Origin of the sequence: Synechococcus sp. R55.3 (genome assembly GCF_047461975.1) — a bacterium.
Classification (GTDB): Bacteria; Cyanobacteriota; Cyanobacteriia; order Thermostichales; family Thermostichaceae; genus Thermostichus.
Genome location: NZ_JANSIG010000013.1, coordinates 12236 through 33019, shown reverse-complemented (window position 1 = coordinate 33019; position 20784 = coordinate 12236). Strand labels below are relative to the sequence as shown.

The window sequence follows — 20784 nt, the reverse complement described above, 5'->3', positions numbered from 1 at the left end:
CTGTGAAGCTCCTATGAAGGGAAAGCTCGGGAAGGTCGTGTTCTCCCTCAATGGGCTCCGCACCGCTGACGCGAACGGCGCAAACACCACACGGCTCCAGGTACGTCGGCTTCCCCCTCTCGTCTTAGGGTGAAGTTTTGGTGGTAGACGGGATCCAACCCTGCTTGTTCTGCCTGCTGCAGCACGTAAGATGGGGAGTGGGCAAAGCGCCCCGTCGTGGATCCCAGCTCGTAGCCGGGGGCGGATCCCACCTCGACGGTAAAGGCCAAAAGCCCGCCGGCATTCAACACCCGAGCGCAGGCAGGAAAGACCTGGGCCAGATCCCCCAGGTAGATGAACACATCTGCCGCCAGGATCAAGTCGTAGCGTTCTGAGGTCTGGTGCAGCAGCTCCAGCAAGTCCCCCTGAACCAGGTGGTCGTAAATGCCCTTGTGTTGGGCGATTTCCAGCATGCGGGCAGAGAGATCCACGCCCCACAACTGCTTGACATAGGGGCGCACCTGGGCTCCTGCCAAGCCCGTACCACAGCCCAAGTCCAGCGCCCGCTCAAACTGAGGAGGCGATCCCTGCGCTGCTGCCACCGCCAGGATCCCTTGCCGCAAAGCCTCTGGTCCCTGGTAGTTCAACTTCTCCAACAAATGCTGCTCGAACCGAGGTGCATATTCGTCGAACAGGCGGCTGACCCAAGCCGGAGGCGTTCTGTCGGGCAGGGGCAGCTCCCCCAGAATGGCCAGCATGTAGCGGGCATCGCTGTGTTCAGGCTGCAAGGAGAGCGCCCGCCGAAACCAGGGACTGGCCGCCTCTGGTTGTCCCTGCTTCCAGAAGCACATGCCGATTTGATAGGGGATATCCGCTTCCTGCTGGGATCCCTGCCAAGCCTGCAAGTAGTGGGCCACCGCCGCCACGAATTCTCCCCGCATCTGCAGCAGATCGGCCAACCCCACCCGTGCCATCAGCAGTTGCGGATCCCGGTTCAGGGCTTGCTCAAACAACAATTGCGCCTGCTTTTTCTCCCCCATCTGCCGCAACACCCTCCCCAGCAGCGCATGAACCTCAGCGGCTAAGCTGGCCGGCGCAGCAGGTGGACAGCTCACAATGGCCTGCTGGTAGTGCAGCATGGCGGCGGGGTAGCGACCGGCTCCTTCCTCGATTTGTCCCAACAGAGCGTGGGCCTGAACCCAGGCGATGGCTGCTTCGGGATCAGACAGGTCGGCGGCATTCGAATGGGATCCCCGCTGGGCAGTCCCAACAGGAGCTGAGCCGGCACCCGAGAGGAGCTGCTCACAAATTTGCCGACAACGGGCCCAGTCACCTTGCCGGAAATGGACTGCCGCCTGACGGATCTGTTTTGAGAGGGACGGCTGCGCCGCTTTTCCAAAACCTTTGCCTTTGACCATTCCTGCGGTGCATCCCCCGATTTCTTGGGGGCCTGAGTTGCCAGCACCCTTTCAGGATAGGGCCTCTCTCAGCCGACGGCTGCCATGGCTTTCAGGCCCTTCAAAATCAGGTAGTCCAAAATGCTGGTGTTCTCCTCGCCGCGGTAGTTAAAATTGGAGCGCACCAACCACAGCCCCTTCTGAGTGCGGCAACAGAGGTTCAACAGCGTGCGGGCCAAAATGCGTTGACGCGCCTGTAAATCCCGCCCTGCATCGAAAACCTCCCCGTCCCACTCCGGCGTCAGCACACGGCTATTGTAGAGCACATGCCACAAAGAGCGGGACCAACTGGGGCTGGTGATATCAAACCAAAATTGGTAATCGGCCTCCAAACCCCGATTGATATAGGCCACCGGAGTTGCAACTACCAAGTAGCGGGAATAATCGGGTTCGAAGCGGCTGCTGCTGGGGGTTTGTCCCGAGCGGATCATGGCCAAAAAGGCGGGATCCCCTTCGGCAGGGAAGGCCTGACGAAACCGTTGTGCCGCTTCCATCAATACGCGCAGCAGCTCTTGATCCTGAGGGGAAGCAATCACCGAGGCCAAGTGATCGGCAAAAAACTGCTGGAAGAAAGCGGCCAATGAAGGGCCGGGACGATAGCCGCGCAGCCAATCGAACAGTCGCTGGTAGCGCTCCAGGTTGGCAAACCCCACCCGCTCCGGCTGCCGTACTGCTGTTCGGGGACGCAGAGAACGCCCCACCGGATCCCAGGTATCTTCGGCCAACAGAGCCGCCCGGATGGGATCCAGCCCCAGCACCCAGCTCAACATCAGCCGCCAAGCCGGCAAAGTAGGAAAAGCGCCCCACTCAGGGTGAGCCAATTCTGCTGCCGTCAGCACCGCCCGCACCAAAGGATAGCGGATCAAGGCCGGGAAGGGGGCAATCGGCAAAACCGGCACTTCCGACAACTGCTCCTGCAAGCTCAGGCTCACCCCCGCATCCATACGGGGCAGCAAAACAGCGATGCGATGGGCCGGGATCCCGGCCCCCAAAAGCCGGCGAATTTGGGCAACCATCGCCTCTACTGCCGCAAACTGGGTCTCTTCCTCCAGGGTTTGCACCAGCGGCAGCTCCCCCCCCTTCGGCTCAGGCAGCGGATGAGAAAACGGGGGATCCAGCACCCGCGCAATCTGCACCCCCAAGCGGATCATGCCTGCTGAAGCGCGATGGCTCCCCTCCAGAAACTGAACCTGCGTTTTTTCCATCAAGAAGTCGGCCACAGCTTCCGGGATCCCGGTCAAGGAAACCCCACCACCAAGGGTGTAGCTGAAAAATTGACTTTGCAGATGGGATTGCCCCTGCCGGTAAAACTCCAGCGCCACGGCACAACTGTCTTCCGCCTGATCCACAATCAGGTGATCCCACTCTTGCCAAAACTCCGCCAGCGGCAGGATGTGCTCGCCAAACAGCCGAATTTGCAGGCCAAAATCCAGGGATCCCAACCGAAGCGCTGCCTCCCACAGCCGACCCACACAGCAGCCCATTGCCTGCAAAGCCTCTGCCCGCCGCGGATCTGCCTCCTCGGGCCAAGCCCGGGCCAGCCGGGATCCCACCACCTCTGCCGGCAAACCCGAAGCCCCCGCAATATAAGCAGCACTGCTGATCTGATCCCAGATCTGGAACTCCTTGAGCCCGACCCCGGCAAAGGCTTCCCCATGCCGAGGGCACAAAGCGCAGGCTCGTTCGCAGAGAAATTGAGTGAGATCTTTGGCCAAGGGGATCGGCTCAAACTGAGGAGGCAACTGAGGAAGGCGGGCACACACCTGCGGCCAATGATCGGCCAGAGAGCGCCCAACCCGCTGCAAGAACGTCTCGATCCGCCACGGCCCCACCAAGCCCGAACTGGACTGCTGCAAGCGCCACAACACCTCATCCGCTTGCCGTTGACTCCGCACCAAAAACAAGACCCGGCCCGGATCGGATCCCGCCTGCAACAAACTTCGATAGTGATCCACACAAGCCTGGGTCAGCCCACTGCCTGCCCAGCCCATCACACTTTTGAAGGGAGATGGCTTCCCCCGCCAATGGCTCTTTTCTTCCGCCTGAGCTGCTCTCGCCATTGCTGGCCTCCCCAACCAGCCCATTTTCTCGGCAAAAGTCTGGACAAACGGGCCTTCGCTTCATTATGATCGTTTTCCGTTGCCAACTAAGCCCATCCGCTTTGGCGACCTGGTGCGCTGCTACCCCAGATACTGCCTCTTTGCAGGCAAGTCTGAGCAGCTCTTAGCAAAAGCAGTTTGGCGTGTAACTTTGGGGTGAACTAGGCGAGAGGATCAGCGTTGCCGATGCTGATCTTAGGCTCTGGGGACAGGGATCCCTGATTCTCCCTGCCTCGCTTTTTCGCCTGAGTTGGCAGACTCAGCCTTGTTCTGAGCTTTCTGCTGCCACGCTGTTGCTGTATGTCTATCCATCCGGCTGACTGAGCCATTGGCCTACAGCCCGCTTCGCGAAAGGTCGGCTGATTGTCGGAGTGAGTCGGCTCTGAATTGATGAAAGCGAGTCGTGCAGGCTCGATTGGAGGTTCTTGTGGCACTTGGCATCCTTGGAAGAAAAGTCGGCATGACCCAGATCTTCTCACCAGAGGGGCTGGCCATTCCGGTTACCGTCGTACAGGCGGGGCCTTGCACCGTGACCCAGATCAAAACCCAGGCCACAGACGGCTACAACGCCATTCAGTTGGGCTACTTGCCCACCACTGAAAAGCATCTCACGCGGGCGCAGCGGGGCCACCTCAGCAAAGCAGGGGTGACAGAGCTGCTGCGCCACCTGCGAGAGTTTCGCGTTGATCAGCCGGAAGCTTACCAATTGGGGCAGAAAATTACCGTCGAGATGTTTTCCCCCGGCCAGTTGGTGGATGTGGCAGGTACCTCCATCGGGCGAGGGTTTGCCGGCTATCAAAAGCGCCACCACTTCGGTCGTGGCCCCATGTCCCACGGCTCCAAAAACCACCGCCGACCGGGTTCCATTGGCGCCGGCACAACCCCAGGCCGCGTGTTTCCGGGGATGCGCATGGCAGGGCGGCTGGGAGGTGGCCGAGTCACCACCCGCAAATTGCAGTTGGTGCAGGTGGATCCGGAGCGGGATCTGTTGGTGATTAAGGGCTGCGTGCCCGGCGTAGAAGGAGGGCTGCTGGAGATCACCCCTGCCAAGCAGGTGGGCAACAAGCGTTAGGGGAGGGATCCCTGGGTGAAAACAAGGTTGACCGGCATCCGCAAAGACGAGGGAACCATGGCAAGTTGTGTGGTGAAAAATTGGCAAGGGGAAACGGTGGGCAGCGCGGAGCTGAGCCTTAAAGTTGCTCGTCCCGAAACAGCCGCCCACATCCTCTATCTGGCACTGCGCCGGCAGATGACCAATGCTCGTCAGGGCAACGCCCACACCAAGACCCGAGCTGAGGTGCGCGGCGGCGGTCGCAAGCCTTGGAAGCAGAAAGGCACCGGTCGGGCCCGTGCCGGCTCCATCCGCTCCCCACTTTGGCGCAAAGGGGGGGTGATCTTCGGCCCCCGCAAGCGGGAATACAACCTGGCCATGAACCGCAAAGAACGGCAACTGGCCCTGCGCACCGCTCTGCAAAGTCGGGTGGAAGACCTGATCGTCGTGGAGGATTTCCAGGAGCAGCTCAACCCGCCCAAAACCCGTGCTGTGGCCCAGGCTTTGCTGCGCTGGGGGGTGATGGAAGATCAATCGGCTCTGCTCATCGTTGCCGAACGCTCGGAAGCCGTAGAGCGGGCCGTGCGCAACATCGCCCGCGTTAAGCTGATCGGCCTGGATCAGATCAACGTTTTCGATCTGCTCAACGTCGATTGGGTGCTGATCACCGTTTCTGCCCTAGAGCAGCTCAAGGCCCGTTGGGGATCCGACGCTGCGCCGGCAGTTCTGGAGACTCCCTCTGAGGATGCACCTCAGGCCGACATAGCCGAAGATCAGGCCCTGCCCGGAGATGGGCCGGAAGATCAGGCCGTTCCAGAAAGCGAACACGAGGAAGCAGAGCAAACCCCAGCCCAACCTGAGGCCCAGGAAAACCAAGCTGCCCTCCAAGGACGTCCAGCAGATCCGCAGGGGCCAGAAGAGCAAACCGAAGAGCCCCAAGATCCAGCAGAAGAACTGGCTCAAGGAGCAGAGCCGTCAACGGTAGAAGAGGCCGAAGCAGCCCCAGCAGAGGAGGAAAGCGATGACTGAGAGCAAGCGGATCCTGGCCGACGTCCTGTTGCGCCCCGTCATCACCGAAAAGGCAACCGCCTTGATGGAGCAGCGCAAATATGTCTTTGAAGTGCTGCCCACCGCCACCAAGCCGCTCATCCGAGCTGCCGTCGAAGAAATGTTCCGCGTGCGAGTTACTTCCGTCAACACCCTGAAGCTCCCGCGCAAGCAACGGCGGGTGGGCCGCTTTGTGGGCTACCGCACCCGTCCCAAGCGAGCCATCGTGACCTTGGCGGAGGGAGATTCCATCACCCTCTTCCCGGACACCTGAACGCCCCTTTTGAGCTGTTGTTGTCCCGTCCCCCACCCCTACCTGAGCCATGGGCATTCGTACTCTCCGACCCTACACCCCCAGCACCCGTCACATGACGGTCTCTGACTTCGAGGAGCTGTCCCGTGACGAGAACGGCAAGCAGCCCAGACCGGAAAAGTCGCTGCTGCAATTTATTCACCGCAAGAAAGGGCGCAACAACCGTGGCGTCATCACCTGCCGGCACCGCGGTGGTGGCCACAAGCGGCTTTACCGCATCATCGACTTCCGTCGCGACAAGCGGGGGATCCCGGCGACCGTCAAAACTGTGGAGTACGATCCCAACCGTAGCGCCCACATCTGCCTGGTGGAATACGAAGACGGCGAGAAACGCTACATCCTCGCTCCCCGCAACCTACAGGTGGGAGCCACCATCATGGCCGGGCCAGAGGCCCCCTTTGAGATCGGCAATGCCATGCCCCTGGAGCGGATCCCCTTGGGAACGGTGGTTCACAATGTGGAGCTGTATCCCGGTCGCGGCGGGCAGATCGTTCGCGCCGCCGGGGCTGGCGCTCAAGTGGTGGCCAGAGAAGGCAAATATGTCTCCCTCAAGCTGCCCTCCGGCGAAGTCCGCATGATCCGCGGCGAGTGCTACGCCACCATCGGCCAACTGGGCAACGTTGACCACAACAACATCAGCCTGGGCAAGGCGGGTCGTAGCCGTTGGTTGGGGCGCCGTCCCAAGGTGCGTGGCTCGGTGATGAACCCTGTGGATCATCCCCATGGCGGCGGGGAAGGGCGAGCCCCCATAGGCCGCAGTACCCCTGTCACCCCTTGGGGCAAGCCCACCCTGGGGTACAAGACCCGCAAACGCAACAAGCCCAGCAACAAATTCATCGTGCGCGGTCGCCGTCGCGGAGGCCGCCGGGACAAGGGCGGAAGGGCTGCTCAGTAGCCGCTGGCCATTCGCTCCCCGAAGCTTTTTCGACAGTGAATTGCTTATCAAACGGTTGAGGTTCTTATGGGACGTTCGCTGAAAAAAGGCCCCTTTGTGGATGCCAAGCTGCTTCTCAAGGTGGAGAAGATGAACGAGCGCAACGAGAAGCACATGATCAAGACCTGGTCGCGGGCCAGCACCATCTTGCCGGTCATGATCGGCCACACCATCGCCGTTCACAACGGCAAGCAACACGTGCCCATCTACATCACCGATCAGATGGTGGGTCACAAGCTGGGGGAATTCGTTCCCACCCGTACCTTCCGCGGTCACGCGGGTAGCGACAAAAAAGCCGCCCGCCGTTGAGATAAACAACGAGTAGGACAGTATTGAGCAGGAGGGAGAGCGCCATGGCTGATTCATCCCCTGAGGTTAAAGCGGTAGCCCGCTACATCCGCATGTCCCCCTTCAAAGTGCGGCGGGTGCTGGATCAGATCCGCGGGCGCACCTATGCCGATGCCCTCATCCTGCTGGAGTTCATGCCCTACGCTGCCTGTGAGCCGGTTCGTAAGGTGCTGCGATCAGCGGTGGCCAACGCAGAGCACAACAACGGCCTGGATCCCCGGGATCTGGTGATCAGCCAAGCCTACGCCGATCAGGGTCCTGTGCTGAAACGGTTTCGCCCCCGCGCCCAAGGGCGGGCCTACCCCATTCGCAAGCGCACCTGCCACATCACCATCGCCGTCCGGCCCATAGGAGCTGAAGTGGTGACAGCTTCCTAACCTTCCGTATTCCCAGACCTCTACCCCTTAACCACCATGGGACAGAAGATCCACCCCACCGGTTTCCGCCTCGGCGTGATTAAAGAACATCGCAGCCGCTGGTTTGCCGATCCGGCCCGCTATCCAGCCCTGTTACAGGAGGATGATCAGATTCGCACCTACCTGACCCAGCAATTGAGCAGTGCTGGCTTGGCCGATATCCAAATTGAACGCAAAGCAGATCAAATTGACCTAGAGATCCGCGCTGCTCGCCCTGGGGTGGTCGTGGGTCGGGGCGGATCCGGCCTAGAGACTTTGCGCCAAGGTCTGCAAAAAGAGCTGAGTTCACGAGGTGGCGGCGAACGAACCATTCGCATCAATGTAGTAGAGGTCACCCGTGCCGACGCCGAAGCGACCTTGCTGGCGGAAAATATCGCCCAACAGTTGGAACGGCGGATTGCTTTTCGCCGCATCGTGCGCCAGGTAATCCAACGGGCCCAGCGGGCAGGCGTACAAGGGATCAAAATCCAAATTGCCGGTCGTCTCAACGGGGCCGAGATCGCCCGCACCGAATGGACGCGGGAGGGGCGGATCCCTTTGCACACCTTGCGGGCCGACATCGACTACGCCGAGCACCTCGCCCATACCACCTTCGGCATCATCGGAGTCAAAGTTTGGGTCTTCAAAGGGGAAGTTCTGCCCGGGCAGGAACGTCACGAACAAAAGTTTCCCCTGCAACAGCCCAAACGTCGGCAGCAGCGGCGGCGGCCCACCTTTGAAGATCGCTCGGCTCAAGCAGAGGCTTGACCGCCGGTTTGGCAATGCCCAGGGATCCCCATCAGTTACCCATGATTGAGGAACGGCCATGTTAAGCCCCAAACGCACCAAATACCGCAAGCAGCAGCGCGGGCGCATGAAAGGCAAAGCGACCCGTGGCAACCGCATCAACTTTGGGGAATACGGCCTTGTGGCCCTAGAACCCGCCTGGATTACAGCTCGACAGATCGAAGCCAGCCGTCGGGCCATGACCCGCTATGTTCGGCGGGGTGGCCAAATCTGGATTCGCATCTTTCCTGACAAGCCCGTTACTCAGCGAGCCGCGGAAACCCGCATGGGATCCGGCAAAGGCAACCCTGAGTACTGGGTTTGTGTCGTCAAGCCAGGCCGTATCCTCTTCGAAATGGGGGGAGTGGCAGAGCCCATCGCCCGCGAGGCCATGCGCCTTGCCGCCCAGAAGCTGCCCATTAAGGTCAAGTTTGTAACCAAAGCCGACTTTGAAAAGCCAGAGCCCGCCCAGGCAACGGCTTCAGAGGTGGCCACCAGCAGTGTATGAGGAGAGTTCAGCCATGCCCATGCCCAAAATTGCTGATGCCCGTGCTTTATCGGACGAAGAGCTGAGCAACGAAATCTACGCCGTCAAGAAAGAGCTGTTTGAGCTGCGTTTGCAGCAGGCCACGCGGCAGTTGAACCAGCCCCATCTCATCCGGCTGCGCAAACACAAGCTGGCGCAACTACTAACTGTGGAGGGAGAGCGTAAGCGGGGCAAACGCCCAACCAAGGAGGAGTAATGGCTGTTCGGGAGAAGATTGGCATTGTTGTCAGCAACAAGATGCAAAAAACGGTGGTTGTTGCTGTGGAAAATCGAGTTGCTCACCCGAAGTACGGCAAGATCGTCGTCAAGACCAAGAAGTTTAAGGCCCACGACGAGGAAAACCGCTGTCAAGAAGGGGATCTGGTGCGCATCACGGAAACCCGTCCCCTTAGCCGCACCAAGCGTTGGCAAGTTGCCGAAATCCTGAGGGAGGTGAAGAAACTATGATTCAGCAGCAAACTATGCTGACGGTGGCCGACAACACCGGTGCTCGCAAGATGATGTGCATTCGCGTGCTGGGCAGCAGTGGCCGTCGCTACGCCAGCTTGGGCGATGTGATCATTGGTGTCGTCAAGGATGCCCTGCCCAACATGCCCGTCAAAAAATCCGATGTTGTCAAGGCCGTTGTTATCCGCACCGTCGATACGGTACGTCGCCCTGACGGCATGTGCATCCGCTTCGACGACAATGCTGCCGTGATCATCAACAATGATGGCAATCCCCGTGGAACTCGTGTTTTCGGCCCTGTAGCCCGCGAGCTGCGGGAGAAAAACTTCACCAAGATCATCTCCCTGGCCCCGGAGGTACTCTGATGGTTCGCCCCCTCAAACCCAGCCAAATTCGGCGCTTAGTTCGGCGACCGGGCATTCGCAAGCACCGCAACAGCCTGCGCTACAAAATGCGTATCAAGCAAGGGGATACCGTGCAGGTGATCTCCGGCGATGACAAAGGCAAAATCGGCGAGGTGCTGCGGGTCTTTCCCGAACGCAACATGGTTTTGGTGGAAGGGGTTAACATTGTTACCTACCACCGCAAACCTCAGCGAGAAGGGGAAAGTGGCCGGATTGAGACCAAGGAAGCCCCCATTCCCGTCTGCAAAGTGATGGCCTATTCCAAGAAGCAGGAAGTGGCCAGCCGCATCGGCTATCAAATCACCGCCGATGGTCGCAAAGTCCGCGTCCTTAAGAAAACAGGCGAGATCCTCGACTAGGCATTACATTCTTTTTTCCATCATTGGTCTGGCTCTGACCCAGCCCAGAGCCGCAAGGAGAAGCCACCATGCCCCAACGTCTGCAAATCCTCTACAACACCGTCATCGTCCCCAAGCTGCAAAAGGAGTTGGGCTACACCAACATCCACCAGGTGCCCCGCCTGGAGAAGATCGTCATCAACCGCGGCTTGGGGGAAGCTTCCCAAAATGCCAAGGCTCTGGAATCTTCCATTGCCGAGATCAGCGCCATCACCGGTCAGCGTCCGGTGATCACCCGCGCCAAAAAGGCAATTGCCAGCTTCAAGATTCGCAAGGGCATGCCGGTTGGCCTGATGGTAACCCTACGGCGGGAGCGCATGTATGCGTTTTTGGATCGCCTGATCAACATTGCTCTGCCCCGTATCCGTGACTTCCGCGGCGTCAGCCCCAAAGCCTTTGATGGACGAGGCAACTACACCCTGGGCATCCGCGAACAACTGATTTTTCCCGAAATCAACTATGACTCTGTAGATCAGTTGCGAGGTATGGATATTTCAATTGTGACCACTGCTAAAACCGACGAAGAGGGCCGTGCCCTGCTCAAAGCGTTTGGCATGCCCTTTGCCTCCTAGGTTGCCCACCCTGACTTTTCTTGATCTGCATCGATCTTCCGAGGAGCACTGACCCACCGATGGCCCACACCAACGACACGATCGCCGATATGCTCACCCGCATTCGCAATGCCACCATGGCTCGGCACGAGTCGGTGGCAGTTCCGGCCACACGCATGACCCGCAGCATCGCTCGCGTTCTTCATGAGGAAGGGTTTGTCAGCGAATGGAAAGAGGAGGGAGAAGGGATCCAAGCCCGGGTGGTGTTGCGATTGAAGTACAAAGGCAAAGGCCGCAACTGCAGGCCCATCATCAATGGTCTAAAGCGGGTGAGCCGACCGGGTCTGCGGGTTTACCGCAACCACAAAGAGCTGCCCCGAGTGCTGGGAGGAATTGGAATTGCCATCATCTCCACCTCCAACGGCATTATGACCGACCGGGAGGCTCGTAAGCAGGGCATTGGCGGCGAAGTCCTCTGCCTTGTCTACTAGACATTAAGTTTTCTCTGGTCAGGAGTTTTTCCCATGTCCCGTATTGGTAGACGCCCCATCGCCCTTCCTGCCAAGGTGGAGATCCAGATCGACGGCCAACACATTGCAGTGAAAGGACCGAAAGGTCAACTGTCCCGCAGTTTACCGCCCTTGATCACAGTCCAGCAAAACGCTCAGACGCTCACAGTCAGCCGTCTCAACGATTCTCGGCCTGCCCGCCAACTCCACGGCCTTTGCCGCACCTTGGTCGCCAACATGGTCGATGGAGTATCCAAGGGATTTGAGCGGCGGCTGGAATTGGTGGGCGTGGGCTACCGGGCTGCCATCCAAGGCAGCAAGTTGGTTTTGAACGTTGGCTACAGCCATCCTGTGGAGATCCCCTTTCCCCCTGGCATCCAAATTGCCGTTGAGGGAAACAACATCATTGTTGTCTCAGGCACAGATAAAGAACTGGTGGGCAATACTGCCGCCCGTATCCGAGCCGTCCGGCCCCCAGAGCCCTACAAGGGGAAAGGGATCCGTTATCTAGGGGAACAAGTTCGCCGCAAGGCAGGTAAATCGGGGAAAGCGAAGAAGTGAATAGCCTATGAAAGCCAGCCGCAAAATCACCACCCAACGTCGTCATCGGCGCATTCGCCGCAAAGTCTTCGGCACTGCCGAGCGGCCTCGCCTGGCCGTGTTTCGCTCCCATCGACACATCTACGCCCAGGTGATCGACGATGTAGCCCAGCATACCTTAGCCTCCGCCTCCACCTTGGACAGGGAGCTGCGCGAAAAATTCAAAGAAACCGGGACGGCTACTCAAGAAGCGGCTGCCTTGGTGGGCCGCTCAGTTGCCGAACGAGCCTTACAGATGGGCATTTCCCGCGTGGTTTTCGATCGGGGGGGCAAGCTTTATCACGGGCGCGTTCAAGCCCTGGCAGAAGCTGCCCGAGAAGCAGGGTTACAGTTCTAGCTACTGAGGACACAGCACATGGCTGAGCAGAGGGAACGTCGCAGAAGCAAGAAAAGCCGCGAAGAGCAGCCCACGGAGTGGCAAGAGCGGGTCATCCAGATTCGGCGCGTCACCAAGGTGGTCAAGGGCGGCAAGAAGTTGAGCTTCCGCGCTGTGGTGGTGGTCGGCAACGAGCGCGGCCAAGTCGGGGTTGGCGTAGGCAAAGCCAACGACGTGATTGGAGCAGTACGCAAGGGGGTTGTGGACGGTAAAAAGCACCTCATTGAGGTGCCCCTCACCAAAGGTTTGTCCGTACCCCATCCCATGCAGGGGGCAGGCGGCGGTGCCACCGTCTTGGTCATGCCAGCAGCTCCCGGCACAGGCGTCATCGCAGGGGGGGCAGTCCGCACCGTTCTGGAGCTGGCAGGAGTACGCAACAGCTTGGCCAAGCAACTGGGATCCAGCAACCCCCTCAACAATGCCCGTGCTACCATCGATGCGCTGCGGCGGATGCGTACCTTTAAGCAGGTGGCCCAAGACCGAGACATCGATGTGCGCCGCCTATTGGGCAAGTGATGGACAGGTGATATTGAGCAAGTGAGCTAGAGGTAGACATGCGACTGGAAGACATTCGGCCTCAAGCAGGTTCGACGCGGCGGCGGCGGCGGCTAGGTCGTGGCGTTTCTGCCGGGCAGGGGGCCTCCTGTGGCAAGGGGATGCGGGGGCAAAAGGCCCGCAAGGGGGGTGGTACACGACCCGGCTTTGAAGGGGGGCAGACTCCCCTCTACCGGCGTTTGCCCAAGCTTAAGCATTTCCCCCGCTACACGCGGCGTCTGGAATACACCCTGGTCAACCTGCGCGCCTTGGCGGATCTGCCTGCCGGCAGCGAGGTCAGCCTGCAAAGCTTAATGGAACGAGGGATCGTCACCACCAACGATGGCCCGCTGAAGATCTTGGGAGATGGGGAAGTCAGCGTGCCCCTGACGATCAGGGCGGCGGCTATTACCGCTTCAGCCAAAGCCAAGATCGAGGCAGCCGGAGGTCGGGTGGAAATCTTGGGATCCTAGACCGCCCCTTCCCGCTGCTCTGGCCGGCTTCTGTGGGAAGTTGCTGAGTTGCACTTTCTCTGGATTTACTTTGATTTTGCCGACTGCACCACCGGCAGCGTAGAGTGGTAGATAGCTCACCTTACCTTTTGCTCCCGCGAGATTCTCTTCCCTATGGTTGACACACGAGGCTCCGCCCCTTCTGCCCAAGAGACTTTTATGCAGATGGCTATGGCCTCTGGCCTGCGCAGCCGTCTGTTTCTCACCTTGGGCTTGCTGCTGCTGGTCAGAGTGGGCATTTACATCCCCATTCCCGGTATCGATCGGGCCCGCTTTGCCGCCGAAGCTGCCAATAGTCCTGTGTTTGGCCTGCTGGATGTCTTCTCCGGCGGGGGGATTTCTGCTTTGGGGATCTTTGCCCTTGGGATCCTGCCCTTCATCAACGCCTCGATCATCATGCAGTTGCTGATCCCGGCCATTCCGGCCTTAGAGAACCTGCAGAAAAACGAGGGAGAACAGGGGCGGCGGCAGATTTCTCAATACACCCGCTATGTCACCTTGGGCTGGGCCATTATCCAGGGCATTGGCATTTCCTTTTGGGTGCGGGAGTTTGCCAGTACCACCAATGAGTTGGCCTTCATGGCCTCCACCACCTTGGCTCTGGCGGCAGGATCCATGTTTGTGATGTGGCTGGGAGAGATGATCACGGAGAAGGGGGTGGGAAGTGGCCCTTCGCTGTTGATCTTCATCAACATTGTTGCCACTCTGCCCCGTGCCCTTGGACAGACCATCAGCTTGGCCCGTGCCGATAGCAGCACTATCGGTGGCATCTTGCTGTTGACAGCAATCTTTTTGGCCACCATTGTCGGCATTGTCTTCATCCAAGAGGGCAGCCGCAAGATCCCGATCGTCTATGCCAAGCGCCAGGTGGGCAACAAGCTGTTCCGCGAGCAGAAAAGCTATCTGCCCCTGAGGCTGAACCAGGGGGGGGTGATGCCGATCATCTTCGCCTACTCGGTGATGTCTCTGCCTTTGGCCTTGGCCCAGTACACCCAAAACCTGACCTTGGTGCAGGTGGCCAACTTCCTATCCCCCACCTCCTGGTTCTACATTCCCTTCTATTTCGTGCTGATCCTCTTTTTCAGCTACTTCTACACCTCTTTGCTCATCAACCCGGTGGATCTGGCTCAGAACTTGAAGAAGATGGGAGCCAGCATTCCGGGAATACGTCCGGGCAAGGCCACTGCTGAGTATGTCGAAGGGATCCTCAATCGGCTGACGCTGCTGGGGGCTTTGTTCCTGTGCGCGGTGGCCATCATCCCGACGACGGTGGAACGGGCAACCGGCATCACCACTTTCCAAGGTTTGGGGGCGACCTCGCTGCTGATTTTGGTGGGGGTGGCGATTGAGACCTCCAAGCAGATCCAGACTTATGTCATCTCACAACGCTACGAAGGGATGGTCAAACAGTAGTGCCGAGGTTGATCTTTCTGGGGCCGCCGGGGGCGGGCAAAGGTACACAGGCGGAGCGGCTGGCGGCCATCTACCACACGCCCAAAATTTCCACGGGCGATCTGCTGCGGGCCGAGGTCAAGGCTCAGACACCGCTGGGATGCCAAGCCAAAGCTTACATGGATGCGGGAGAGCTGGTGCCCGACGAGGTGCTGATCGGGATGGTGAAGGGGCAGTTGCAGCAGTCTCCGGAGCAGGGTTGGATCCTGGATGGATTTCCTCGCACCTTAGCCCAGGCAGAAGCCTTGGAAGAGCTGCTGCAAGAGCTGGGACAAGATTACGACTACGTCCTCAACTTGGAGGTGCCCGACGAGGTGGTGGTGGCCCGGCTGCTGGCCCGTGGCCAGGAACAGGGGCGCAGCGATGATGCGGATCGGTCAGTAATTCTCAAGCGGCTGGAGGTCTATCGGCAGCAGACGGCTCCCCTGATCGATTTTTATGAGGCCAAGGGGCGCTTGCAACGGGTCAACGGCAACCAGCCGGTGGAATCCGTACAGGAACATCTGCAGGCTCTTCTGGAAGGCTTCAGGAGGACGGCGTGATTAGAGCAGGAGCTGGAAATTCCCCCCAGCGGCGGGGCATGCAGCTCATCGAGATCAAATCTCGCCGCGAAGTGGAGAAAATGCGGCGGGCCGGTCGGGTGGTGGCCCAAGTATTGCAGGAGATCGCGGAGCGCCTGGAGCCGGGCTGGACCACGGCAGATATCGATGCCTATGCCGAGAGACGGGTGGCCCAACTTAATGCTTTGCCCAGTTTCAAGGGCTACTACGGCTTTCCCGCCTGCGTCTGTGTCAGTGTCAACCATGAGGTGGTGCACGGGATCCCCAGTCCCCGCAAAGTGGTGCAGCCGGGAGATGTGGTTAAGGTGGATTTTGGCGCCATCGTCGAGGGCTGGCATGCGGACTCCTGTATCACCATCGGCCTGGAACCCCTGAGCGACGCAGCCCGGGATCTGATCGATACAGCGGCCAAGGCCCTGCAGACGGGCATCGACCACGTGCGCCACGGCGTTTGGCTTCAGGATGTCTCAGGCGCCATTGAAGATTACATCGAGGGGCGGGGCTACTCGGTGGTGAAGCAGTATGTCGGCCACGGGGTGGGGCGCAATCTGCACGAAGAGCCGCAATTTCCCAACTATCGCACCCGCGATCTGCCCAATCCCAAGCTGCGCTCCGGCATGACGGTGGCCATTGAGCCGATGGTGAATGCGGGGGGAGAGGCAACCCGAGTGTTGCCAGACCAGTGGACGGTGGTCACGGTGGATGGCTCTTGGTCGGCTCAGTTTGAGCACACGGTCTTGGTTACCGAGTCTGGAGCAGAAATTTTGACCGATCGCACGCCTTTTCAGTCCTAAGGGATCCCCTGATGAAGGACTGCAACAGTTAGGATAGAAGAGGTGGAGCATATTTTCATTTCTTAACAGCGCGTGTCGTCGCGGCTGTGGAGTGTCGTCCTATTTGTCGTGTCGTTTTTGGGAGGGTTCATTGTCTAAGGAAGATGCCATTGAAATGGAGGGGGTCGTTACCGAATCCCTGCCCAACGCCATGTTCCGAGTGGATCTGGACAACGGCTTCAACGTGCTCGCTCATATCTCCGGCAAAATTCGCCGCAACTACATCAAGATCTTGCCCGGCGACCGGGTCAAGGTGGAGCTGAGCCCCTATGACCTCAACAAAGGGCGCATCACCTACCGCCTTAAGAAAAAGTAAGTTCCCCAGCCGGGCTGCTGAGCATGAAGGAGCTGAGCCAAGTTCTCAAGACCAGCCTCTGGGCTACAGTCGGCGGCTTGGGTGCTCTAGCCGTTCTCAACGCTTGGATCTCCTCCCAAACTCAACCTCTGCAGAGCCTGTTGCCGGGAGAGGAAAGGCACCACTTCTGGCGGGGTCATCGCCTGTTTTACAAGGTCATGGGATCCGGCCAGCCGTTGTTGTTGTTGCACGGCATTGGGGCAGGCTCCTCCAGCTATGAGTTTCGTGCCATTATGGCGGAGCTGGGGCAGCACCATCAAGTCTATGCTCTGGATTTGTTGGGGTGGGGCAACTCAGAACGTCCAGATTTGAAGTACACCGGCAGCCTCTATGCCGAGATGATCGGGGATTTTGTCCAGCAGGTGATCGGGCGACCCTGTCACGTCATTGCAAACTCTCTCTCGGCAGGGTTTGCGCTGCGCTCGGCCCGTCTACAACCCCACCATTGGCAGAAGCTGTTGCTCATCGCCCCTCTGGGAGACAACAGCCTTATCCCCGATGCGCTCGGGATCCCTTTGGCCCAGATTGCCTATGGATTCCTCAGCCTGCCCGTTCTGGGGTTGGCCTTCTACAACGGCATCACCGCCCCCTGGAGTGTACGCTTGTTTACAGAGCAGAGCTTGTTCTCCCCCAGCTACGCCCTGGATGAGGCGGTGGTGGACTACTATTACCGGGCAGCTCACCAAGCGGGGGCTCAATTTGCCCCCCGTTCTTTTCTCACCGGCAAGCTCAACTTGCCCATCGAAGACGACTTTCGCGTGGTGACCAAGCCCATGGTTCTGGTCTGGGGAGAACAGAACCGCCTCACCGGCCCAGAACAGGCAGAGCGATATCGCACCTTGCGCCCGGAGGTGCCGATTTACCGATTGCCGGGGGCTGCTTTTCCGCACATTGAAGCGCCGCAGACCTTTTTGTCGGTGGCTTTGCGCTTCTTGGCCGAAGCCGATCCTGCCCTGCCGGGATAGACAGATGGGGGATCCCTTCACCCCTTGGAAGAAAACAGCTGGGGATTGACGCAAGAAGCAGCCCTGACATCAGGGGGAACGACCGTACTCTCGGCTGACGCGACCACCCCCAGCCACTTCCCTGAGGGGAAAGGGGAGTTGATACAAGCCCGGCAACTTAAGTGGGCTCCCCGGCCTTATCCTCCCAGGGATCACCATCCACAGGAGTGGAGCTGGAAGGGGGAGGGGCCTCTTCTTTGGCATACTCCTGTTCCCAAGCCGGTTGTTCGGGGGCGGGTGCGGGCTCAGGCGGGCGTGGACGCACAGGCTGCGGCTCAGGTTCAGGCTCTTCTTCTGCGTAAACGTCTTCTTCTTCGGCTTCGTATTCCTCGTCGTATTCTTCTTCGTAATCTTCCTCGACGGCGGAACTCTCGACAGCACTGGGCAGGGCAGGAGCAGGGCTAACTCCGGCTTCCCAAGGGGGCTTGCCGATTCCCAGAGTTTCCAAAATCCCCTTGGCCAGTTGGGTTAGGCGGGTCTCAGCGCCATCGGCAACAATAAGGCGATCCCCGCCCACAGAGACAATCTCATCGGTGGAGAGCAGATAGGTGCTGAGGATAAAGCCGGGTAAAAAGGTGAGGCCGAGGTTGGAGAGCACCAAACCCGTGATGATGCCGGAGACGGAGTTGAACTCAAAATCCTTAACTTTGCCGAGGCGGATCCCTTCTTCGGTTACCACCTCGCTGCCAACCACGCGACTCAGGCCCTCCAAATCCAAGTTATCGAAAACTTCTTCGCTGGGGACAAGAACTGCATCCTGACCCAAAGCTGTTACCTGCCGCAGCTCCATCAAACGGGGGGATCCGGCAAGGGCTTTTTCCAGCACCCCCAGCACCAGAACCTGCTTGGCTTCAAGATCCGCCCAAACTTCGCTGACTACCCCAAGCCGGGCTGCGTTGCCCTGGCTGATCACCTGCGTTCCCAGAACCTGTGACCGCCGACGAACCTCTGATCGCACCAGCGCAACAGATCCTTTCCCAGTCGTCATGATGGTTTCCCCGTCGTAAGTCAAAACGTTCCCGTTGTTGGGCTGCGTGTCTGACACAGTTCGCCAGAATTAAGTAAGTTAATAGTACCACTGCCTGTCTCCTCCCTCGCGGGCTGCCCAGGTGGGATCCCGGCCAATCTGCCTGCTCCAGGCCAGAAACTGCTCTGCCATCGCGCCCAGGGAATAGTGCTCTTCTGCCCGTTGCCGACAGCGGCTCCTGTCGATGTGATCTAGGCGCTCTACAGCCTCTGCCAAAGCTGCCACGTTGTCCGGCTCGACGATCCAGCCGGTTTCTCCATCGCTGACAATTTCCGCGGGCCCACCCCGGCGGTAGGTAATCACCGGCACGCCACAGGCCAAAGCTTCCACCGCCACCAAGCCAAAGGCCTCCACCCACTTGGGGGTCATGATCAAGGCTGAGCATTGCCCCAAGATCCGCTGCATTTGCGGGGTGGGCAAAAACCCTCGGTAATCCAATTGGGCATGCGGGTACTGCTCTTGGATCTGCTGCCAGTAGCCTGGCTCTTGCAGGTGGCCTAGGATCACCACCGGCCTTCCCGTCCTCTCGGCTAGGGCAGCACAGTCTTCCAGGCCCTTTTCGGAGGCAATGCGCCCAATCCAACACAGGGATCCATTCCCTTGGGGCACAAAGTCGTAGAGGCGCAGATCCACCCCGCAGGGCAGATAGACAAAGGGATCCCGACCTGCCGCCATCTCGGCTCGGGCAAAGGCAAAGGTCTGGGCTTGCGCCCGCGAATGCACCGCCAGCCGACCAGGGTAGCGATGGGCAATGTGCTCTAGAGCCTGATCGACGGCATCGCTGAGGGATCCCATGCTAACAATGTGGACCACCGGGGTGCGGAAAAAATCCGTCAAATAAAACGAGAGCCAATCGTAGCTCCAGTTCACGATTAGATCGAACTGATCTTGCAGGTGGGCAGCCCGCTGCCACAGGTTGGCCAGCAGAGAGGGGGTGTGGATCAGAACCGGCTGATCGCGGCGCTGGGTTTGCGCATAGGCCGGGGGAAGGCCCGCCACCGGCTCGATCACCTCCTCCGGCAACTCCGCTATTCGGGATCCCACAGGGGCCAACACCCGCACTTGGGATCCCATCTGGAGTAAGACACGCGTCAGGTTGGCAAGATTGAGCTCCACACCACCACCGGCCCCGGATCCCAGAGGTCCAACAGGGGTGGAGAGGAACAGATAGCGGTAGGGACGAGCCATAGGGAAAGCCTCGGTAGCTCAGCCCATTGTCTTCTCAATCCGGATACCCGACTCCTTTTGCCTGGCCTCAAAGCCCACAGCCTGCCCAGAACTTTATGAGGCTTTGGCTACAAAAATTTCTCCCTTCTCCACCTTGACCTTGTAGATGGCCAGGTCTGCCTTGGCCGGGCCACGGGTACGGCTGCCATCGGCAGCAAAAGCCGAGCCATGACAGGGGCAGACAAAGTTCTCCCCCCGCCAGTTCACATCACACCCCGCATGGGGACAGGCGGCATCCAAAGCCAGCAGAGAATCTTCTTTTTGCGGATCCCCGACCAGCCAGAGGGTGGCGGTGTTTTTCCCAAAGGCGTTTTCCACCTTGAAGGGGCCATCTTTGAGATCGGCCAGAGTGGCAACTTTCACAAACTCCGGCTCAGAAGCCTTAGAGCCAGAAGCAGTTCCCTGGGCCAGGGCAAAACGGCGCCGGGTAAACCCAGGTAACCAACCCACCAACGAGCCAAAACCGAGAGCCAGCCAGCGAAGAAAACCACGACGATTGTTGTACATGGCTATGTGTCCTTGGAGGTGTGCAAAATGTGCGTCATGAGCCAGCAAAAGACCGGCCCCTTCAGAAGGGATCCCCGTACAAATGCTGCCCTTAACATTTTGTTACACCGGAACAGTTTCGGCCAGGGCCAAGCCGCACTTTTTCCGGCTAGAGTACGCAGCAGCAGGCATCTTGGTTGCTTCATTGATTTGGCCGATGGGATGGGATCCCTTTCGGCTGTTGTACGCCTGAAGCCTAGGGTCGGGAGGTAAACAGCTCAGCAACCGTGCAGACAAAGCCGGGCAACAGGGGAGAAGACAACGCATCCTGAACCAACAGCGTTTCTACCAAGACCAACTGGGCCTGTTGTCTGCGATACACCTCTACTCTCTGAGCCAACCGATCGACGATCCAGTACTCTTGCACCCCATACACAGAGTAGAGTTTCCGTTTTGCCAAGCGGTCTCGATCCTCATGAACTTTTCCAGGTGATAGGACTTCAACCACCAGCTCAGGGGCACCCCGAAAATGTCCTGCTTCATCTTGAATCTG

Annotated in this window: 28 protein-coding genes and 1 pseudogene; 23 read left to right on the top strand and 6 right to left on the bottom strand. The window is 59.2% G+C overall.

All coding sequences use genetic code 11. The features are described 5' to 3' along the window. Nucleotides 1-47: 47 nt before the first annotated feature. Nucleotides 48-1397 (bottom strand): methyltransferase domain-containing protein, encoded by a 1350-nt coding sequence (locus NW849_RS03670; protein WP_414355954.1) that lies wholly within the window; start codon nt 1395-1397, stop codon nt 48-50. A 68-nt stretch (nt 1398-1465) separates the two neighbouring features. Then, a complete protein-coding gene (locus NW849_RS03665; protein WP_414355952.1) occupies nt 1466-3496 on the bottom strand; it encodes a hypothetical protein in 2031 nt (676 codons plus the stop codon). Between the two features lie 466 nt (nt 3497-3962). Here NW849_RS03665 and rplC point away from each other — a divergent pair, with 466 nt between their 5' ends. The 23 genes and pseudogenes from rplC (at nt 3963) to NW849_RS03550 (ending at nt 17452) form a co-directional block, all read left to right on the top strand. Next, complete coding sequence (gene rplC, locus NW849_RS03660) at nt 3963-4607, top strand: 50S ribosomal protein L3 (RefSeq protein ID WP_414344285.1); 645 nt, start codon at nt 3963-3965, stop codon at nt 4605-4607. Between the two features lie 57 nt (nt 4608-4664). Continuing rightward, nucleotides 4665-5291, top strand: a pseudogene (rplD, locus tag NW849_RS03655) (50S ribosomal protein L4); the annotation flags it as partial. A gap of 316 nt (nt 5292-5607) precedes the next feature. Further along, complete coding sequence (locus tag NW849_RS03650) at nt 5608-5907, top strand: 50S ribosomal protein L23 (protein ID WP_414330452.1); 300 nt, start codon at nt 5608-5610, stop codon at nt 5905-5907. A gap of 49 nt (nt 5908-5956) precedes the next feature. Next, nucleotides 5957-6841 (top strand): 50S ribosomal protein L2, encoded by an 885-nt coding sequence (rplB, locus tag NW849_RS03645; protein WP_414355951.1) that lies wholly within the window; start codon nt 5957-5959, stop codon nt 6839-6841. A gap of 66 nt (nt 6842-6907) precedes the next feature. Next, the gene (gene rpsS / locus NW849_RS03640) at nt 6908-7189 is read left to right on the top strand and encodes a 30S ribosomal protein S19 (RefSeq protein WP_414331934.1); all 282 of its coding nucleotides are present in this window, start codon (nt 6908-6910) and stop codon (nt 7187-7189) included. Between the two features lie 44 nt (nt 7190-7233). Continuing rightward, nucleotides 7234-7605, top strand: a complete 372-nt coding sequence (rplV, locus tag NW849_RS03635; RefSeq protein WP_414355949.1) for a 50S ribosomal protein L22 — start codon at nt 7234-7236, stop codon at nt 7603-7605. Between the two features lie 36 nt (nt 7606-7641). Next, nucleotides 7642-8391, top strand: coding sequence for a 30S ribosomal protein S3 (gene rpsC / locus NW849_RS03630; protein WP_414355948.1), 750 nt, complete (start codon nt 7642-7644; stop codon nt 8389-8391). A gap of 58 nt (nt 8392-8449) precedes the next feature. Next, nucleotides 8450-8917 (top strand): 50S ribosomal protein L16, encoded by a 468-nt coding sequence (gene rplP, locus NW849_RS03625; RefSeq protein ID WP_011434159.1) that lies wholly within the window; start codon nt 8450-8452, stop codon nt 8915-8917. 13 nt (nt 8918-8930) lie between these two features. Continuing rightward, complete coding sequence (gene rpmC / locus NW849_RS03620) at nt 8931-9152, top strand: 50S ribosomal protein L29 (RefSeq protein ID WP_011434160.1); 222 nt, start codon at nt 8931-8933, stop codon at nt 9150-9152. After that, the gene (gene rpsQ / locus NW849_RS03615) at nt 9152-9403 is read left to right on the top strand and encodes a 30S ribosomal protein S17 (RefSeq protein WP_011434161.1); all 252 of its coding nucleotides are present in this window, start codon (nt 9152-9154) and stop codon (nt 9401-9403) included. The genes rpmC and rpsQ overlap by 1 nt, the downstream gene beginning before the upstream one ends. Then, nucleotides 9400-9768: a 50S ribosomal protein L14 gene (rplN, locus tag NW849_RS03610; protein WP_011434162.1), complete on the top strand. Its 369-nt coding sequence runs from the start codon at nt 9400-9402 to the stop codon at nt 9766-9768. The genes rpsQ and rplN overlap by 4 nt, the downstream gene beginning before the upstream one ends. Then, a complete protein-coding gene (gene rplX, locus NW849_RS03605; protein WP_011434163.1) occupies nt 9768-10166 on the top strand; it encodes a 50S ribosomal protein L24 in 399 nt (132 codons plus the stop codon). Before rplN ends, rplX begins: the two co-directional genes overlap by 1 nt. 68 nt (nt 10167-10234) lie before the next feature. Next, nucleotides 10235-10777 carry a 50S ribosomal protein L5 gene (gene rplE / locus NW849_RS03600; RefSeq protein WP_414355946.1) on the top strand — a complete coding sequence of 181 codons (543 nt, stop codon included), beginning with the start codon at nt 10235-10237 and terminating at the stop codon, nt 10775-10777. 59 nt (nt 10778-10836) lie between these two features. After that, on the top strand, nt 10837-11247 hold the full coding sequence (gene rpsH, locus NW849_RS03595; RefSeq protein WP_011434165.1) for a 30S ribosomal protein S8: 411 nt from the start codon (nt 10837-10839) through the stop codon (nt 11245-11247). A 33-nt stretch (nt 11248-11280) separates the two neighbouring features. Next, nucleotides 11281-11826 carry a 50S ribosomal protein L6 gene (gene rplF / locus NW849_RS03590; protein WP_414355944.1) on the top strand — a complete coding sequence of 182 codons (546 nt, stop codon included), beginning with the start codon at nt 11281-11283 and terminating at the stop codon, nt 11824-11826. Nucleotides 11827-11833: 7 nt separating this feature from the next. After that, nucleotides 11834-12202 (top strand): 50S ribosomal protein L18, encoded by a 369-nt coding sequence (rplR, locus tag NW849_RS03585; protein WP_414355943.1) that lies wholly within the window; start codon nt 11834-11836, stop codon nt 12200-12202. Nucleotides 12203-12220: 18 nt separating this feature from the next. Next, complete coding sequence (rpsE, locus tag NW849_RS03580; RefSeq protein ID WP_414344276.1) at nt 12221-12757, top strand: 30S ribosomal protein S5; 537 nt, start codon at nt 12221-12223, stop codon at nt 12755-12757. A gap of 38 nt (nt 12758-12795) precedes the next feature. Continuing rightward, on the top strand, nt 12796-13248 hold the full coding sequence (gene rplO, locus NW849_RS03575; RefSeq protein ID WP_414355942.1) for a 50S ribosomal protein L15: 453 nt from the start codon (nt 12796-12798) through the stop codon (nt 13246-13248). Nucleotides 13249-13401: 153 nt separating this feature from the next. Beyond that, the gene (gene secY, locus NW849_RS03570; RefSeq protein ID WP_414355941.1) at nt 13402-14700 is read left to right on the top strand and encodes a preprotein translocase subunit SecY; all 1299 of its coding nucleotides are present in this window, start codon (nt 13402-13404) and stop codon (nt 14698-14700) included. Beyond that, nucleotides 14700-15281, top strand: a complete 582-nt coding sequence (locus tag NW849_RS03565; RefSeq protein ID WP_414355939.1) for an adenylate kinase — start codon at nt 14700-14702, stop codon at nt 15279-15281. Before secY ends, NW849_RS03565 begins: the two co-directional genes overlap by 1 nt. Nucleotides 15282-15319: 38 nt before the next feature. Further along, nucleotides 15320-16093 (top strand): type I methionyl aminopeptidase, encoded by a 774-nt coding sequence (gene map / locus NW849_RS03560; protein ID WP_414355966.1) that lies wholly within the window; start codon nt 15320-15322, stop codon nt 16091-16093. Between the two features lie 130 nt (nt 16094-16223). Beyond that, complete coding sequence (gene infA, locus NW849_RS03555) at nt 16224-16448, top strand: translation initiation factor IF-1 (protein ID WP_011434173.1); 225 nt, start codon at nt 16224-16226, stop codon at nt 16446-16448. Nucleotides 16449-16471: 23 nt separating this feature from the next. Beyond that, nucleotides 16472-17452 carry an alpha/beta fold hydrolase gene (locus NW849_RS03550; RefSeq protein ID WP_414355938.1) on the top strand — a complete coding sequence of 327 codons (981 nt, stop codon included), beginning with the start codon at nt 16472-16474 and terminating at the stop codon, nt 17450-17452. 157 nt (nt 17453-17609) lie between these two features. Here the strand turns inward: NW849_RS03550 and NW849_RS03545 are convergent, their stop codons facing one another. From NW849_RS03545 to NW849_RS03530, 4 genes are all read right to left on the bottom strand, one after another. After that, nucleotides 17610-18449 (bottom strand): PRC-barrel domain-containing protein, encoded by an 840-nt coding sequence (locus tag NW849_RS03545; RefSeq protein WP_414355937.1) that lies wholly within the window; start codon nt 18447-18449, stop codon nt 17610-17612. A gap of 108 nt (nt 18450-18557) precedes the next feature. Further along, a complete protein-coding gene (locus NW849_RS03540; RefSeq protein WP_414355936.1) occupies nt 18558-19706 on the bottom strand; it encodes a glycosyltransferase in 1149 nt (382 codons plus the stop codon). A gap of 93 nt (nt 19707-19799) precedes the next feature. Then, complete coding sequence (locus NW849_RS03535) at nt 19800-20252, bottom strand: ubiquinol-cytochrome c reductase iron-sulfur subunit (RefSeq protein ID WP_414330183.1); 453 nt, start codon at nt 20250-20252, stop codon at nt 19800-19802. A gap of 235 nt (nt 20253-20487) precedes the next feature. Next, on the bottom strand, nt 20488-20784 hold a 297-nt coding region (locus tag NW849_RS03530), incomplete at its 5' end, for a Uma2 family endonuclease (protein ID WP_414355935.1).